11 protein-coding genes are annotated in these 17,603 nt (G+C 50.8%); 5 read left to right on the forward strand and 6 right to left on the reverse strand.

Annotation, left to right across the window (positions count from 1 at the left end; all coding sequences use genetic code 11):
- Positions 1 to 124 precede the first annotated feature (124 nt).
- On the reverse strand, positions 125 to 2,143 hold the full coding sequence (locus QGT73_RS04740; RefSeq protein ID WP_280121652.1) for a urocanate hydratase: 2,019 nt from the start codon (positions 2,141 to 2,143) through the stop codon (positions 125 to 127).
- A gap of 25 nt (positions 2,144 to 2,168) precedes the next feature.
- On the reverse strand, positions 2,169 to 3,866 hold the full coding sequence (ftcD, locus tag QGT73_RS04745) for a glutamate formimidoyltransferase (protein ID WP_280121653.1): 1,698 nt from the start codon (positions 3,864 to 3,866) through the stop codon (positions 2,169 to 2,171).
- 194 nt (positions 3,867 to 4,060) lie between these two features.
- On the opposite strand from ftcD, the gene QGT73_RS04750 reads away from it, so the two are divergent.
- Positions 4,061 to 4,831: an inositol monophosphatase family protein gene (locus tag QGT73_RS04750; RefSeq protein ID WP_280121654.1), complete on the forward strand. Its 771-nt coding sequence runs from the start codon at positions 4,061 to 4,063 to the stop codon at positions 4,829 to 4,831.
- Between the two features lie 97 nt (positions 4,832 to 4,928).
- Here the strand turns inward: QGT73_RS04750 and QGT73_RS04755 are convergent, their stop codons facing one another.
- The 4 genes from QGT73_RS04755 to QGT73_RS04770 form a co-directional block, all read right to left on the reverse strand.
- Positions 4,929 to 5,756 (reverse strand): alpha/beta hydrolase, encoded by an 828-nt coding sequence (locus QGT73_RS04755; protein WP_425278384.1) that lies wholly within the window; start codon positions 5,754 to 5,756, stop codon positions 4,929 to 4,931.
- A 67-nt stretch (positions 5,757 to 5,823) separates the two neighbouring features.
- Positions 5,824 to 6,753, reverse strand: coding sequence for a YitT family protein (locus QGT73_RS04760; protein WP_280121656.1), 930 nt, complete (start codon positions 6,751 to 6,753; stop codon positions 5,824 to 5,826).
- A 5-nt stretch (positions 6,754 to 6,758) separates the two neighbouring features.
- Positions 6,759 to 9,329, reverse strand: coding sequence for an ATP-dependent Clp protease ATP-binding subunit (locus QGT73_RS04765; RefSeq protein ID WP_280121657.1), 2,571 nt, complete (start codon positions 9,327 to 9,329; stop codon positions 6,759 to 6,761).
- 164 nt (positions 9,330 to 9,493) lie between these two features.
- A complete protein-coding gene (locus QGT73_RS04770; RefSeq protein ID WP_280121658.1) occupies positions 9,494 to 10,084 on the reverse strand; it encodes a Maf family nucleotide pyrophosphatase in 591 nt (196 codons plus the stop codon).
- Positions 10,085 to 10,497: 413 nt separating this feature from the next.
- Here QGT73_RS04770 and QGT73_RS04775 point away from each other — a divergent pair, with 413 nt between their 5' ends.
- Genes QGT73_RS04775 through QGT73_RS04790 form a run of 4 tightly spaced genes read left to right on the forward strand, consistent with a single transcriptional unit; the run spans position 10,498 to position 17,591 of the window.
- Positions 10,498 to 13,482, forward strand: a complete 2,985-nt coding sequence (locus QGT73_RS04775) for a SusC/RagA family TonB-linked outer membrane protein (RefSeq protein WP_280121659.1) — start codon at positions 10,498 to 10,500, stop codon at positions 13,480 to 13,482.
- Between the two features lie 25 nt (positions 13,483 to 13,507).
- A complete protein-coding gene (locus tag QGT73_RS04780) occupies positions 13,508 to 15,022 on the forward strand; it encodes a RagB/SusD family nutrient uptake outer membrane protein (RefSeq protein ID WP_123616326.1) in 1,515 nt (504 codons plus the stop codon).
- A gap of 21 nt (positions 15,023 to 15,043) precedes the next feature.
- Positions 15,044 to 15,955, forward strand: coding sequence for a DUF4843 domain-containing protein (locus tag QGT73_RS04785; protein ID WP_280121660.1), 912 nt, complete (start codon positions 15,044 to 15,046; stop codon positions 15,953 to 15,955).
- A 31-nt stretch (positions 15,956 to 15,986) separates the two neighbouring features.
- Positions 15,987 to 17,591: a PKD-like family lipoprotein gene (locus tag QGT73_RS04790; protein WP_280121661.1), complete on the forward strand. Its 1,605-nt coding sequence runs from the start codon at positions 15,987 to 15,989 to the stop codon at positions 17,589 to 17,591.
- Positions 17,592 to 17,603: the final 12 nt, after the last annotated feature.

A 17,603-nucleotide genomic window follows, 5' to 3' on the forward strand; every position in this document is an offset into this window, starting at 1 on the left:
GCGGAAAATCTCCGCATCTAAAAATAATTCAGAAAATAAACCATCGGTTGGCTCAGTTAGCGGCTTAGCCAAGACTGAACGACCTCAAATTTTACCGAATCATTGTTATAACACATCCGGCGGTTTATGCCAGCACCGACTCTATCAGAGAGTCGTCGGCAAGATTGGGGAGCGTTACAGTAAGACCCGGAGTGCGCTCCATCTCGCGCTTGATGGCGTCGACCGCGCCCTGATTGCGGGCCCATGAGCGACGGGCTATACCGTTGTTGACATCCCACAGGAGCATGCGGCGTATGCGGGTGTCAGACTCGGGAGTGCCGTCGATGACCATACCGAAGCCTCCGTTCATCACTTCGCCCCAGCCTACTCCGCCTCCGTTGTGGAGCGACACCCATGTGGCTCCGCGGAAAGAGTCGCCTATCACATTGTGGACGGCCATGTCGGCACACAGGTTGGAGCCGTCATAGATATTGGATGTCTCACGATAAGGCGAATCGGTGCCCGACACGTCGTGGTGGTCGCGTCCGAGCACCACGGGAGCCGACAGTTCGCCGTTGCGGATTGCCTCGTTGAAAGCAAGCGCGATGCGTGTGCGGCCCTCCGAATCGGCATAAAGTATGCGGGCCTGCGAACCAACCACGAGATGGTTTTCGGCAGCCGACTTAATCCAGTGTATATTATCGTCGAGCTGACCGCGTATGTCGTCGGTCACCTCCTCACGCAACTGCTCAAGCACACGGGCGGCGATGCGGTCGGTGGCTGCGAGATCCTCGGGTGTGCCGGAAGTGCACACCCAGCGGAACGGACCGAAACCATAGTCGAAGAAAAGCGGGCCCATGATGTCCTGCACATAGGAAGGATAACGGAACTCGCCGTCAGCGTTCATCACATCAGCTCCGGCACGCGATGACTCGAGCAGGAAGGCGTTGCCATAATCAAAGAAGTACATGCCGGCATCGGTCAGCTTATTGATAGCAGCAATCTGACGGCGCAGCGACTCCTGCACGCGGCGACGGAACTCCTCGGGGTCATCGGCCATCATGGCGTTGGACTCCTCGAGCGACAGTCCTACGGGATAATATCCGCCGGCCCAGGGATTATGAAGCGAAGTCTGGTCGGAACCGAGGTCCACGCTCTCGCCTTCGGCAGCAAGACGCTCCCAGAGGTCGACCACATTGCCGAGATAGGCCATCGACACGGCACGGCCTTCGGCTCGGGCCTGACGGATGCGCGGCAACAGTTCGTCGAGCGAGTCATACACCTCGTCGACCCATCCCTGCGCGTGACGTTTCTCCACGGCTTTGGGATTGATTTCGGCAACCACGCTCACGACTCCGGCTATATTTCCGGCCTTGGGTTGAGCCCCCGACATGCCGCCGAGACCCGACGACACAAAGAGCATGCCGGCTGTCGACTCACGCCCCTCTGTAAAGCGGCGGCGGGCTGCGTTGAGCACGGTGATGGTGGTGCCGTGGACAATGCCCTGCGGACCTATATACATATATGAGCCGGCTGTCATCTGACCATACTGCGACACTCCGAGAGCATTGAGACGCTCCCAGTCATCGGGCTTGGAATGATTGGGGATGACCATACCGTTGGTCACGACTACGCGCGGAGCCTCCTTATGAGAGGGGAAGAGGCCGAGCGGGTGGCCCGAATACATGACGAGAGTCTGCTCGTCGGTCATCTCGGAGAGATATTTCATGGTGAGCAGATACTGTGCCCAGTTCTGAAACACAGCTCCGTTGCCGCCATAGGTGATAAGCTCGTGAGGATGCTGAGCCACGGCCGGATCAAGATTGTTTTGAATCATCATCATGATGGCAGCAGCCTGACGCGACCTGGCGGGATATGCGTCAATGGGACGGGCATACATATCATAGGTGGGACGGAAACGATACATATATATACGTCCGTAGGTGTGAAGCTCCTCTACAAATTCCGGAGCAAGCTCGGCATGCAGAGCAGCGGGGAAATAGCGGAGCGCATTACGCAGAGCCAGCCGCTCCTCCTCGGGAGTGAGTATGTGTTTACGGCGCGGTGCATGGCTCACCGACTCGTCACGTTCGCGACGAGGGGGCAGGATGTCGGGTATACCTTGTATAATCTGATTCTTGAAATCTGATGTCTCTGATGTCATATTTTGAGTTATATTATTTTTCATGTTAGATTTTCTCTTCCACAACCTTCAATACCGAAGCCTCGAGAGTCTCGGCCTCGGCGGCAATAGCCTCGGCGCGTGCCACGAGCGAGTCAGCAAGCTCACGGTCTTTGAGACCGGCGGCATTGATTTTGACGTTAAGCAGCGCACCACGGACTGCGGCACGGGCGGCAAGCGCACCGACACCTGCATCGCTCACCGACGCGGGATTGCCCTGCTCGGCCATAAGCTGTGCGAGGGGAAATACCTTTACGGCCTGCTCCATCGTGCGCAGAGGCACACGGGTGGCATACTCGGTGGCACGTTCCATAGCCTCGGCACGGGCGGCTTTCTCGGCATCTGTGCCCTTGGGCATGGCAAAGACAGCCATTATGCCGTTGAAGGCCTGTGTGTCCTCATCTACCAGAGCCAGGAGTGAGTCAACAAGTGTACGGCCCTGCTCGGCTACATCTGAAAACTCGCGCCAACGCTCATCCCAACCGGCTTTGTGGGCCGAAAGATTGGCCACCATAGTGGCAAGCGCGCCGCCGAGTGCACCCATATAGGCCGAGATGGAACCGCCGCCGGGAGCGGGTGACTCAGATGCAGTCTCGTCGGCAAACTCGCGACATGTCATGTCGACAAGTTTCTTCGCCCCGTCATTGGAGGCTATCATATATTCGATAATCTTTTCGCTTGGCTCGAAAGGCTTGAGTTCGTCAAGGCCCATCGACTTGACAGCCATGCGTATGATTTCGCTTTCGGGAATACCTGTCGACCGCTGCTGCTTGTGGAGGAAGTGGCGTCCGGCATCAACAATCGCGCTCTTGGGCACAAGACCTACAATCTCGGTGCCTGTCACCCGTATACCACGCTCGTTGGCCGCACGGCACACCTCGTCAAAAGCCACATGGAGAGGGGTGGTGGAGATGTCGGTAATATTCATCGACACCTGCGCGATGCCATACTCGTCGATATACCATCCGATGGCCTTGGTGCAGGGAAGGGTGCCGGGTATGGTTATTGTCTTGCCGTCGGCATCCTTCATCGGTTTGCCGTTGGGCTTGCCGCCTTCGCGCATCGGGCGACCCTTCTCGCGCACGTCAAACGCGATGGCATTGGCACGGCGCGTAGAGGTCGTATTGAGATTGAAATTCACAGCAATCAGGAAGTTTCGGGCTCCTATAGTGGTCGCACCTGTACGTGCGGCACGCTCGTCAAACGGACGGTTGCCGAAATCAGGTCCCTCGGTCTCCGAGCCCATACGGTCGGCCAGTCCCTCATATTCACCCTTGCGGCACACGGCAAGATTCTTACGTTCGGGACGGAAAGCGGCCGCCTCATAGCAGTAAACAGGGATATCCAGCTCCTCGGCCACCCTTTTGGCCAACTGACGCGACAGTTCGGCACACTCCTCGAGCGTAATGCCGCTCACAGGCACAAAAGGACACACATCAGTGGCACCCATACGCGGATGTGCTCCATGATGCTGACGCATATCTATAAGTTCGGCGGCTTTCTTTATGCCCTGAAAGGCAGCCTCAAGCACATCCTCGGGCAAACCTACAAATGTGACCACCGTGCGGTTGGTCGCTTCACCGGGATCCACGTCAAGAAGACGCACAGCCGAAGCATCCGTAATAGCATCGGTAATTTGCTTAATCACATTCTTGTCACGTCCCTCACTGAAATTGGGCACGCACTCAACCAGCCTGGTTTTCATAATTACTGTATTTATTTGTATTCGGTTATTAGACTTATTGACGCAAAGGTAATAAATTTCAGCAGTATTTTTCCGCGTCAAAACAATGTTTTTTAACAGCATCCCGATAAAAAATAAATAAAAAATAAATATTCCCGAAAACAGTGCGAAAAAGAGTTTTTTTCTTAATTTTGCTTTTTCAAAAAACATCTGTCATGGATTACAACCAATATCTGACAAAGGCCATGCAATGGGCCAAGGAAGCCGGCGATGTGACGCTGCGCTACTTTAGAAATCCCGAACTGAAATCGGTGACCAAGCAGAATGATTTTGATGTATTGACCGAGGCCGACAAGGCTGCCGAAAGGATTATAATGGACAATATACGACGGGAATTTCCCTCCCACTCCATACTTTCGGAAGAGAGCGGCACGACTACTGTCTGCGACAGCGAATGGCTGTGGGTGATAGACCCGCTCGACGGCACTACCAATTTCAAGCAGGGACTGCCGGTCTACTCCATTTCCATCGCTCTGCAACACAACGGCGAGACTGTGGCCGGAGTAGTGTATGCCCCTTATCTCGGAGAGATGTTTCACGCGGCAAAGGGTTCGGGTGCATTTCTCAACGGCCACCGGCTGCATTGTGGTCAAAACGACAGACTGTCAACCATGGTCGTAGCCACCGGCATGCCATATGACCGCGACCGTCATCCCGACAACAATCTCGACAACATCGCGAGAGTAAGCATGCAGGTCAGAGGCATACGGCGCATGGGCTCGGCTGCTATAGACCTCGCCTACACGGCCGCCGGGTATTTCGACGCTTACTGGGAACTTAATCTTAATCTATGGGATATAGCCGCAGGTGCTCTGATGGTACAGGAGGCCGGCGGTGAGGTCGAGTCGATACGCTCCGACCGCAACCATTCGATCATGGCCGGCAGCCGGACCTCACTTAATGTATTCAGACCTCTGATAAAATAGCATTGTTTCGTATCATATCGTATCGTTTACCGACACTGAAAAAATCAAAGTCGGATGGCAAGCTCTTCGTTACCATCCGATTTTGATTTTTTCAGTCTTAAAGCACCTGCTCATGGAGCCACTTCTCAAGCTCTCCGGTCCATTGACGCTTATACTTGAAGCTGTCACGGAATCCCCATCCATGGCCACCGACCGGATATATGTGCATTGCGGCCGGGACTCTGTTGGCAATCAATGCATTGTAATAATTGATAGAATTGGCCGGAGGAACGGCCCGGTCGTCAGACGAGAGCATGATGAATGCCTGGGGTGTCGACTTGCTGACATGAAGCTCGTTGGAATACTCCTCCTCAAGAGCTTTGCCGGCATCCTTGCCGAGAAGATTATTGCGCGAGCCCATGTGGGTCACAGCAGGATCCATCGAGACAACAGGATAGAACAACACCTGGAAATCAGGACGCGAGAGCGAATCGGGATAATGTGTGGCGAGTGTCGAAGCGAGATGTCCGCCTGCCGAGGCTCCCATTATGCCGATTTTCGACGGGTCAACGCCCCACTCTCCGGCATGGCTGCGCACCAGACTCACGGCTCGGGCCGCATCTTCGAGAGGTACATTGCTGCGCTGCTTGGGTATACGGTATTTGAGCACGACGTAAGTCACTCCCTGGGCGTTGAACCACGGAGCCATGTCGTGTCCCTCGTGAGCGGCGGCCTGATGGCTGTAACCTCCGCCAGGACACATCACGACGGCCACTCCGTTAGGCTTGGCCGGACGATAGACGGTCATGCCCGGCTCGACCGACAGGTCAGACATATCTATATGCCGGTCGCGGGCCTCGGGATTGCTGAACAATATCTCGATTTTTTCCTGAGCTACGGACGTGAGTCCCATCGCAGTCAGTATCATAAACATTATTTTTCTTATCATGGCATGATTGGTATAAAAATGGTAATTAAGAGGGTTTAATACAAATGTCGGTCGAAAACACTCTCTAACGCTTGCGTGGCTTGAGCTTGAGTGTGTCAAATCCGTTGCCCCACACGCCGCGCACGTCACAGTCAGTGATATAGGCCGTCGGGTCGACTTCGTGCACTATATGGAATATCTCGGCCGTATTGTACTGGCGACACCATACGAGCAGCAACACGCGGTGCGCGCCGGTCCAGTAGCCGTGAGTGTCGATGGTCGAGACACCGCGCCCTGTCTCGTGGGTGATGCGATAGGCTACCTCCTCCCACTTGTCAGAAAGGATGAAAAACTGGATGGTCTGCTTGTCGGCCACGATAAAACGGTCGGCGATATAGGAGTAGACAAATATGGCCACCCAACCGTAGATTATAGTCTCGGTGCGGGCTTGTATGCGGGCCTCCATATCGCCGTCAAACGGCAGAAAAAACGATGCGGCGACAATAGACATGTCCACAATCATCATGGTGCGCCCGACACTTATCGAACTCACGCGCTCCATCACCGCCGCGATTATATCAGTGCCGCCGGTGGTGCCGTTATGGCTGTAATAGATGCCGATGCCTACACCGAGCAGCATAGCTCCCATAAGCACACTCATAGTCATGTCGCTCACAAGCGGGGGACGCGACACAAAATATCCTTCCATCGCTCCGATGACAAGCGACAGCACGGTGAAGCCAAACACGGTCTTGATGACAAAATTTCGCCCTATGTAACGGAATGCGCACAGCAGCAACAACAGGTTGCTGCAATACATGGCCACCGCCACCGGGATGCGTTCGCCCGAGAAATAGTACACTAATGTGCCAAAACCCGACATCCCCCCGATCACGACATAGTGAGGGAGGATGAAAACGGTAAATCCTACGGCATATATCAATATGCCGAGGATTATGTAGAAATAGTCGCGTCCGCTGAGGACAAGTCTATTGCAGGCCCTTAATATGTTCATTATGTTTATTCTTTGGGATGTCGTATCTCGGTGTCAAGTCTGTCAGCCCCGGGTGTATAGGAGACATATATCTCGTCGCCCGGCTTGACATTGTCCTCGACAATAAGCTCGGCCAGCGTGTCCTCAAGATACTTTTGGATAGCTCTCTTGAGCGGACGCGCGCCAAACTGTGCGTCATATCCCTTGTCGGCCACAAAATCACGCGCTTCGTCAGAGACAGTGAGCTTATAGCCGAGCTGCTCGACTCGCTTGTAGAAGCCGGCCAGCTCGATGTCGATAATCTTGAATATCGACTCGCGGCTGAGGGGGTCGAACATCACAATATCGTCGATTCGGTTGAGAAACTCAGGGGCAAAGGCTTTGTTGAGAGCCTTGCGTATCACTCCCTGGCTCACCTCACGGTCATCGGCCGGACGGGTATTGAATCCTATGCCGCCGCCGAAATCCTTGAGCTGACGCGATCCGATGTTGGACGTCATTATGAGAACCGTGTTCTTGAAATCAATCCGTCGGCCGAGCGAGTCGGTGAGACGCCCCTCGTCCATGACCTGGAGCAGAAGATTGAACACGTCGGGATGTGCCTTTTCTATCTCGTCGAGCAGTACGATGGAGTAAGGATGACGGCGCACCTTTTCGGTAAGCTGTCCGCCCTCCTCATAACCGACATATCCCGGAGGCGCACCGACAAGACGCGACACCGTAAACTTCTCCATATACTCGCTCATGTCGATACGTATCAGCGAGTCGGACGAGTCAAACATATACTCGGCCAGCTTCTTGGCCAGGTGGGTCTTGCCGACACCGGTAGGTCCGAGAAACAGGAATGTGCCGATAGGCTTTGCAGGGTCCTTCAGACCTATGCGGTTGCGCTGTATAGCCTTGACAATCTTCTCTATGGCATTGTCCTGACCTATTATCTGCGCCTTGATAGCCGGAGCCATCTCGCGCAGACGCTTACCTTCGGCCTGGGCTATGCGCTGGACGGGCACGCCGGTCATCATGGCCACAACCTCAGCCACCTTGTCCTCATCGACAGTCTCGCGCATGGTGGCGAGTTTCTCCTGCCACTCGGCATTGGCCGTGTCGAGCTGCGCCTTGAGCTGCTGCTCACGGTCACGATAGGAGGCGGCCTTCTCAAAGTTCTGAGCCTGGGCGGCACGTAGCTTCTCGGCAGCGGCCTCATTGATCTCCTGCTCAAGCTCCTCGATGGCGGCCGGCACAGCGATATTGGTCACATGCACTCGGCTACCAGCCTCGTCCATGGCATCAATAGCCTTGTCGGGGAAATTGCGGTCACTGATGTAACGTTCGGTGAGCGACACACACGCGTCGAGAGCCTCGGGTGTATATATTACATTATGGTGGGACTCATACTTCTCGCGTATGTTGTCGAGAATCACACGCGTCTCCTCGGGAGTGGTCGGCTCGACCATTACCTTCTGGAAACGACGCTCGAGGGCACCGTCATTCTCAATGTTCTTGCGATATTCGTCGATCGTCGTGGCACCTATACACTGTATCTCACCGCGTGCAAGCGCAGGCTTGAGAAGATTGGCGGCATCCATCGAGCCGGCCGCATTGCCGGCACCGACTATGGTGTGAAGCTCGTCGATAAACAATATCACATTCTTGTTTTTGGCGAGCTCGTCAAGAATACCCTTGACACGCTCCTCAAACTGTCCGCGATATTTCGTGCCAGCTACAAGCGAAGCCATGTCGAGCGACACCACACGCTTGTCAAAAAGTATGCGCGACACCTTGCGGCGCACGATGCGGAGAGCGAGCCCCTCGACAATGGCCGACTTGCCCACTCCCGGCTCACCGATGAGCACCGGATTGTTTTTCTTGCGACGGCTGAGTATCTGGGCGAGACGTTCGATTTCGACATCACGGCCCACCACAGGGTCAAGACGATTGTCCTCGGCAGCCTGTGTCATGTCATAACCATACTTATCGAGCATCGGAGTGTCCGATCCGCTCCGACCACCAGTACTCTGCGGCTGACGCGTACGGGCTGCATTCTCGCGGCCTGACGGAGCTCCTGAAGCGGGAGCTGAATCCTCGTCTTCATCCTCCTCGTCATCCCCGTCACCCTGCAGACTCATGGGCCTGTCGGCTCCGGCCGACAGCATACGGTAAAGCGACTCGTATGTCACTCCGGCACGTCGAAACGGTTCCATGAAAGCCGAGTTCTGGGCATCAGAGTTATGAAAGATAGCCAAAAGCAGATGTACCGTATCGACCACATTGCTCTTAAGCATGCGGGCCTCGAGCACGCTTAGTTTGATAATACGGCTGGCAAGGTCGCTGAGCGACACATCGGCCACAGCCACATTGCCCGTATAACCGCTCTCGGCGGCGGCATTGAAGAGGTCGCGGTCAAGAGTCTCCTGCAACTGTGCTACGGGACTGCCCTTTGAGGCACGGTCCACGAGCGCGGCTGCCTCCGACTCCTTGTCGGAAATTAGCGCGAGCAGCAGATGCTCGGGCATGACATAACGACTGTTATGACGCGCGGCGACCGCCGGGGTCGAATTGACCGTTTCCTTAAATTTTTGTGAATATACTGTTTCCATCTATTGTCCTTTGTCAAAAATTTAGTGATGAGTGTTATGTCTTTTAACTATAACAAAAACCATGCCAAAAAGTGCACCTAAAAACATTTTTTTGAAAGTTTACGACCGCTCAACACTTTCTCCTCGCAAATATAACACTTATTTTGTGATTTCACGCTTTTTTACTAAAACGACTTAAGGGCATCATATAGCCTGTGGACCGGGAGCCCCATCACATTATAGAAACTTCCGGTAATGCCACATATGGCAGCAGCACCTATCCATTCCTGAATGCCGTAGGCCCCGGCCTTGTCAAGCGGCCTGTAGCGGTCAACATAATAATCGATTTCGGCGTCAGTCAGCTCGGCAAACTCAACCTCTGACTCGGCACTGAACGTCTCACATCTCTCCGACGTCCTCACGGTGACACCGGTCACCACCGTCTGCACCCGCCCCGACAGCCTGCGCAACATGGCACTGGCATCTTCTTCGTCGCGAGGCTTGCCCAGCACTTCTCCGTCGAGTATCACCACCGTGTCGGCCGTAATTACAAGACGCCCATCCAGCTCCGCGAGCGGGAAAGCATCGGCTTTAAGACGCGACAGGTAGCCCGGCACCTGTCGGGCCGACATAGATTCGGGCACTATTTCGTCGACAGGATGAGATGTGTCGACCGTAAAACTCAGGTCAAGTAGCCCGAGCAACTCCCTGCGACGTGGCGAACCGCTTGCAAGCACCACGCTTAACCTATCAAGATTTTCAAGTGGATGAAACATATTTTTATCAATTTTCACGCAAATATAACACTAAATTCGCTATTTCACATCATCCTCTCCGGCACTCGGCTTTACATACTTTTGTTAAATCTTGTCACATTTTTAATATCTGATGCAAAAATCGCACACTTTCAGCAGAATTATACACTGTTTTTGGCTATAAGTTTAGAAAATTTTACATTTTTACTAATTTTTCTTGTTTTTTACATTTTTTATTCATTACTTTGCATCCATAGGTCAACTACACACTACAAGTGGTGGATTGCACATATATCCGCTCATCGCGAACACATCGTTATCACACCAATCATTAATATACATCAAAAAATCAAAAGCATGAAGAGAATCAGAATGCTATTAACGGCCTCATTCACTGCTTTCTGCCTGTTGTCGGGGGGGGAATAAACTCTCTTGTGGCACAGACAGTTACAGCCAGCGGCACTGAAGAATCGAAAATAAGTGTGTATCGCGGAGTCGTGATTGACGACGAAGGTGACCCACTGCCCGGTGTATCAATTACAATCGTAGGGAAAAAAGGATTGGGTACAGCAACCAATGTAGATGGTGAGTTTTCAATTCGCTACAACCAGCCCAAATGCGTCATCCAGTTCAGCTATGTCGGCATGAAGACCCAGCAGGTCAGAGCCACAGCAGGCAAGCGCATGACCGTACAGCTCGAGACTGACGCCCAGGTCATAGGCGAAGCCGTTGCCAACGGTATCTATACCCGCAACATCGAGAGCTTCACAGGTTCGGTATCGACATTCAATAGTGATGATCTCAAGATGATCAGTGCCAACAACATCCTCAAGAGTCTTTCGGCACTCGACCCGTCAATCATCATGCCCGAAAACACCCTGATGGGTTCCGACCCCAACACCCTTCCCTCGCTCACCATCAACGGTGAGATGAACCCCCAGGCACTCGCCCAGGAGTATGAGACAGACCCCAACCAGCCGCTCTTCATTCTTGACGGATTTGAAAGCACACTTCAGGCCATTAATGACCTCAACATGGACCGTATAGAGAGCATCTCTATTCTTAAAGATGCTTCGGCTACAGCCATCTACGGTTCAAAAGCTGCCAACGGTGTAATCGTTGTCGAGACCAAGAAGCCCGAAGCCGGACGTCTCCAGCTCAGCTATAACGGCTCGCTGCAATTGGCTTGGGCCGACCTCAGCGACTATAACCTCATGAACTCCGAACAGAAACTCCAGTTTGAGCTTCTGTCAGGTGTATATGGCGAACTTGACAAAAACGGCCTGCCTATGGGCGAAACCAATCGCAACAGCTATTTCAGCCGTCGTCGTCTCGTCGACATGGGCCATGACACCTATTGGATGAACGAGCCTCTGAGAACAGCAGTAACCCAGACCCACAACGTGTTCATACAAGGCGGAGACCAGTCATTCCGTTACGGAGCCGGCCTGTCATACAGCAAAAACGAAGGTGTAATGAAGGGCTCTAACCGAGATGTCATCAACGGCAATATAAACCTGACATATCGAGTTGACAATTTCAACTTCACCAACCAGACTACCATCAACAGCGTAAGTTCGGCCAATGAGACCGTTCCTTTCAGCAGATTCGCGGAAATGAATCCGTTCTATGCAAAATACGATGCTACAACAGGAGAGCCCCCAAGATATGTCTATGTCGACGGTTCAACCTATTATTGGAATCCTGTCTATGATATGCTGCAGAACAGTTTCAAAAAAGGTGATATAACGACCGTAACAAACAACTTCCAGTTTGAATGGCGTGCCACACGTCAGCTCCGCCTTCGTGGCAACCTGCAATATCAGTTACAAAAGACCACCAACGAGTCATATACATCTCCCAATGAAACATCACAGCATTCCTATACGGAGAAAGGTCTCTATTTTAACAGTAATTCCTCAGCAAACAGCTACAGCGGACGTATCAACGCCACATATGGTACAGCCATTGGCCTGCATACGATCAATGCTGTCGGCGGCATGCAGTTCTCGGAAAGAAACAATCGCTCATACTCCTTCTCTGCTCAGGGCTATACCAGTGACACTTTCTGGAATCCCAACTTCTCATCAGGATATCCGCAAAAAGGCAAACCCAGCTCGACCGACTCAAAGACCCGCAACGTCAGCTACTATGCCAACGGCAACTATTCCTATGACATGAGATACCTCCTTGATTTCAACTGGACTCTAAGCGGAGCCTCACAGTTTGGCATCGATGACCCCTTCACACCGACATGGTCAGTAGGTATAGGCTGGAATATTCACAACGAATCCTGGTTCAAGACCTCCAGTCTGATAAACTATCTCAAGGTAAGAGCATCATATGGTAACCCCGGTAACCAGAACTATGACGCAAAACTCGCTGCCTCCATCTATGAATTCTACAACGATTATTCCAACCCGTTCGGTATAGCCAACATCATATCACAGTGGGGCAACAGCGGTCTCAAATGGCAGAAGACCAATACATATAACGTCGGCTTGACAGCTACAATGTTTGACAACAGACTATCTCTCAATGCCGACTATCAGATACGTAAGACCGATCCCCAGCTCGTCCGCATCGATCTTCCCGGCTCGACCGGTGTCACATCCGCACCTATGAATATAGGCGGAACAGACAACCGCTCCATAAGCCTCTCAGCCACATTCTATATTATCAAAAAATATAATTTCAACTGGTATATAAGCGGCAACATGAACCACTATACTACCAATTATTATGGTATAGGCAACATTCTGGAACAATATAACGAAGCCGGACGAGCAAGCACATCGCTGTTGCGTATGTATGACGGAGCAAGCACCTCTGGTCTGTATGCCGTACGCTCGCTTGGCATTGACCCAGCTACAGGTAATGAAATGTTCCTGAAGAAAAACGGCACACCGACATATGAATGGAACTCTGAAGACGAAGTGCTCGTGGGCGACTCCAATCCCGATATCCAGGGTAACTTCTCTACATCATTCCTCTACAAAGGCATCACTTTTGGAGCATCATTCTCATTCAAGATGGGTGGAGATGTCACTCTCAACACTCTGATGAACAAGGTGGAAAACATCTCAGGCAGTAGCCTCAACAAAAACCAGGATGTCAGAGCTTTGACCGACCGTTGGAAACAACCCGGTGACATAGCCAAATACAAACGTATTGACGATACATCAGCATCACATATAACCACCCGCTTCATCAAGACCGAAAACACCTTTAGTTGCGGCTCAATCAATATCGGTTACCGTACATCGACAGCCAAATTCCTCAACACTATTGGAGCAACATCTTTTGACATCCGTTTCTATATGAACGACATCTTCCGCATCTCCAATATCAAGGAAGAGCGCGGTCTGAGCTATCCGTTCCAGCGTTCATGCTCCATGTCATTAGGCCTCAGCTTCTAATACTTATTCACAAAAACGAAATCTCATGAAAAAAATATTCATAACTGCTGTCACTTCAGCCCTCATGACTCTTTCGCTCTCTTCTTGTGCCGACTGGCTGAAAGTAGAGATGGAAGACAAAATCATGGAGCCTGTGCTATTCAGCAAATACACAGGATATGTATCCGCGCTCAACGGTGTATACGTCAGTCTGAACGACTACTATACTAACTCCGAGCTGACAAATATCCTTGATGTAATGGCTCAGTATTATTATGTCACCGATGACAACAACCATAAATATCGTTTGTACCAGTCTTTTGACTTCAACGACATCGGTGTAGAATCAAAGAACGAGTCGCTTTGGAATCAAGGCTATACAATCATAGCGAATACCAATACCATCCTCAACCATCTGAGTGACATCAACGACACCCCGCTCACACAGGCTCAATTCGATCTGTTGCGCGGCGAGTCACTGGCACTCAGAGCTATGTTACACTTTGACATCCTGCGCCGCCACGGAGCCATTTATGCATTGAATCCTGATGCGGAAAGCATACCTTATCAGGATGACACAAGCCGCGAAATCAAACCATTTCTTTCCAACAAGGAAGCCATGGAAAAGATTATCGCAGATCTGACCGAAGCCTCAACCCTGCTGAAAGACTCCGACCCAATTATCACAGAAGGTATAAAAGACACCCAGACCGAAGATAACGGAGTGTCCAGTTACGACATGTCATTCCGACAGCTGCGCCTCAACTACTATGCTGTACAGGGCCTTCTCGCAAGAGCATACCTCTGGATGGGTGACAAAGCCAATGCTTATAGAATTGCCAAAAACGAGATCATAGACAAGGTCAACACCGAGTCACTCCAAGTATTTCCTTGGGTTACGGCCGATCAGGTAAGCGATGACGGACGCCCCGACCTGCTCTTCTCCCCTGAAGTCATGTTCTCGCTTTACAACAACAATCGTAGGAAATTCAATGACAACACTTTCTCGAGCACTCTGTCATTAGGCAACCGTCTCACATTCTTTGGAGAGAACAAAGAAGATTCAAAAGTTGCACTTCTGTATGAATATCCTAACGATTACAGACGTAATCAATGGACTGTTGCAGAACCAACTGTGGGCTCAGACGACGACAGCACCCAGGGCACAACTCTTTGCCTGACAAAATTTGAGGATTTCAAATCAGGTGCTCTCGAAGCGACATACCGCTATATCATACCAATGATACGTATGAGCGAGATTTATCTCATTGCCGCAGAAGCCACAAGCAACAGAGAGGAAGCATTTGACCTGATTGATGAAATCAGAATTCACCGCAACTGTCCTAATCTCGACAGGACACAAAACTTTAATGATGCTCTTCTATACGAATTTGCCGGAGAAATGATCGGAGAAGGCCAGCTCTACTTCTTCTACAAACGCCGCCAGAATACATTCGTAATCAGCCGCACCGGCACTTATGACTACAGCATGCAACTCAACAACTATGTGTGGCCCATTCCGGAAGGAGAGATCAGCAAGCGTGGACAAACTGGTAAATAACGAATCAATAAGATTATCACAATGAAAAAGCTTATATATCTTGCAGGACTTCTGTCAGTCTCTATGCTTTGGAATGCCTGCTCAAAAGAGGATATCGACACTTACAGCGGTGACAACGCTCTTTATTTCGCTCAACAATGGGGCGTATCATACTGGGTAAACAACATTGACCTCAACAGCGGAAGCCGCAACCACCATCAGGCATATTCCAAAATAGGATTTGGCGGCATGATTGAAGAGGATTCACTGCTTCGTCTCAACATTCAGGCGTCCGGTTTTGTCAAGGATTACGACCGCCATTTCAGCGTTGAGGTCGTTCAAGACAGCACTACAGCCATTGAAGGGGTTGAGTTTGAATTAGTCGATCCTATTGCCGATGCTGTAATACCGGCAGGAAAAACCAATACTAAAATCAGGATACAGTTCCACAAGACCGAGCGCATGAATGACGAAAACATCATGCTTCAGCTACGCATTGTCCCTGGTGAGCATTTCGTACTGCCATTCGACGGCGATGGCTATGGCAAACTGCCGATTTATCACAGTGCTGCCGAGATGCTTAATGAATACAATCATCTCAATCTTGACCCCTCGGTCCACAATATATTCATAAACAACTTCCTCTCGTGTCCCCCCGACTGGAAAGATCGATTTATGGGTATATGGTCGGAAACAAAATTCCGCCTGTTGCTTGACCTGACCGAAGAGCGACTCGGATGGAATGTCGCAACATGGAACGATCCCGAGAGTATGTGGCCGCCGGCAACCAGATACAAAATGCCTCAAGCTCTGCTCGCCGACTATCTGAAAGAACAATACCAGAAAGGACGTGAATACTGGGTCTTGGATCCCGACGGCACCATGATGTGGGTTCCGGATCAGAATCTGCCATGGGGTGAGGATGCCCGACCCGAAAGCATGGAAGGTAATTAATAGTTCATCATCATAACAACCACTTCATATTATGAAATCAAAAATATATATCCCGCTCCTTGTCCTTGCAGGCTTTATGACAGCCTGTGTAGAAGACGAAGGCAGCTACACTTATACACCGGTCAATGAAATCAACATTGACGGCATTGAGGATACATATTATGGCATGGCATACAGCGATGTCATAGAGATTACGCCCAATATCACAGGTTCGGTCAAAGGTGAAGACATATCGGACTATGAGTATACATGGTATCGCTGTCGTTCCGGTCATGTTCATGACACAATCAGTCATGAAAAAGATCTTGTATGGCCTGCACAGGCTTCACCCGGTACTCATACTTTTTATCTCTCTGTAAAAGACAATGCAACAGGATATGAGAAAAACTACAGCACATCCATACAGCTCTCATCTCCTTTCTCTCGAGGCTTCCTCATATTAGGCAACCGTCCCCACACCGACAATCTGGTCGGACTTGATATGCTGGCAATTCTGAACGGCCGAAACGACACCATATATGCCAAAGATGTTTTTGACAACTCGGAGCATCAGTTGAAAAACGCAAAAGCACTTATCTATACAGGCAATATGCGTCTCAACCGTTTCTATCTTCAGACCGAAGATGCGACATACAACCCGTCATTCACCACTGAATTTGAAACTCTTGGAAAAGAATTTAACGACTTAGGTTTGATCGAATGTCTTGAACCGCACAAAGTCCCGATGAAACTGATGGATGTCGGCATGAGACAAGGCGTACACACCGCAATGCCTCTGTCATCCCTGCCACGTGCATATATTACCGAAGACCTCGCTTTCGCTCATAAAGGTACAGAGAGCATGAACCTGGCATTAAACCGTTACAGTGCCTACTCAAAGGATTATTTCAAATTCCATCCCTACCTTTTCTACAATACTCGAAAAAGGCTAAGTCACGTGACAAATGACTTCAGTAATGCCCTGACCCCGATATTATTGTATGATGTGGATTATAACTGTTTCTCCTATATGCACGGTACAGCTCTGCAGTTTACCCATATGGTGCAGGTGCAGAACACAGCTCCATTGATGCAAAACAATATCTACATGATGAACCAGCCTAACGGCCGTACAATCGTCTATGGAGAAAACGACTATTATCGCTCAAATGGCCGATGCTATGCCATTATGAAAGATAATGACGACAGATATTTCCTCTATCGTTTTGTTTTAGGAATGCCGGGGATGGGATACGTGACCCAGCCCACCATTTCCGATCCTTACGGCTGCGAGCTGAAAGTGGCTGAAATAACCAATTTCCTTCAGAGAGAGCACATGTTCTTCGCTTCCGGAGCCGCATCTCAGATGTATTACTCGGTAGGCAATACACTGTATGCCTACGACTACGTAAGCAAGAAACTCGGCAGCAAAACCTTTGACGGACACATCACATATCTCGCACCCGAGGTGTGCAGTATCCGTAACGAAATCTCACACTATTGGGTAGCGACATTTGACGGAGATAAAGGACATCTCTACAAAATGAAGACTGTTGACAACCCCAACCAGATTGAATTTATGGAACTTGAAGGACAAGACTGGGAAATCGATCTTGAAATCAAGTCTGTGCTCTGGAAAGCCGGTTCATTCTATTAATGAATAAAACCA

Source organism: Duncaniella muricolitica, from assembly GCF_910574735.1.
Classification (GTDB): domain Bacteria; phylum Bacteroidota; class Bacteroidia; order Bacteroidales; family Muribaculaceae; genus Duncaniella; species Duncaniella muricolitica.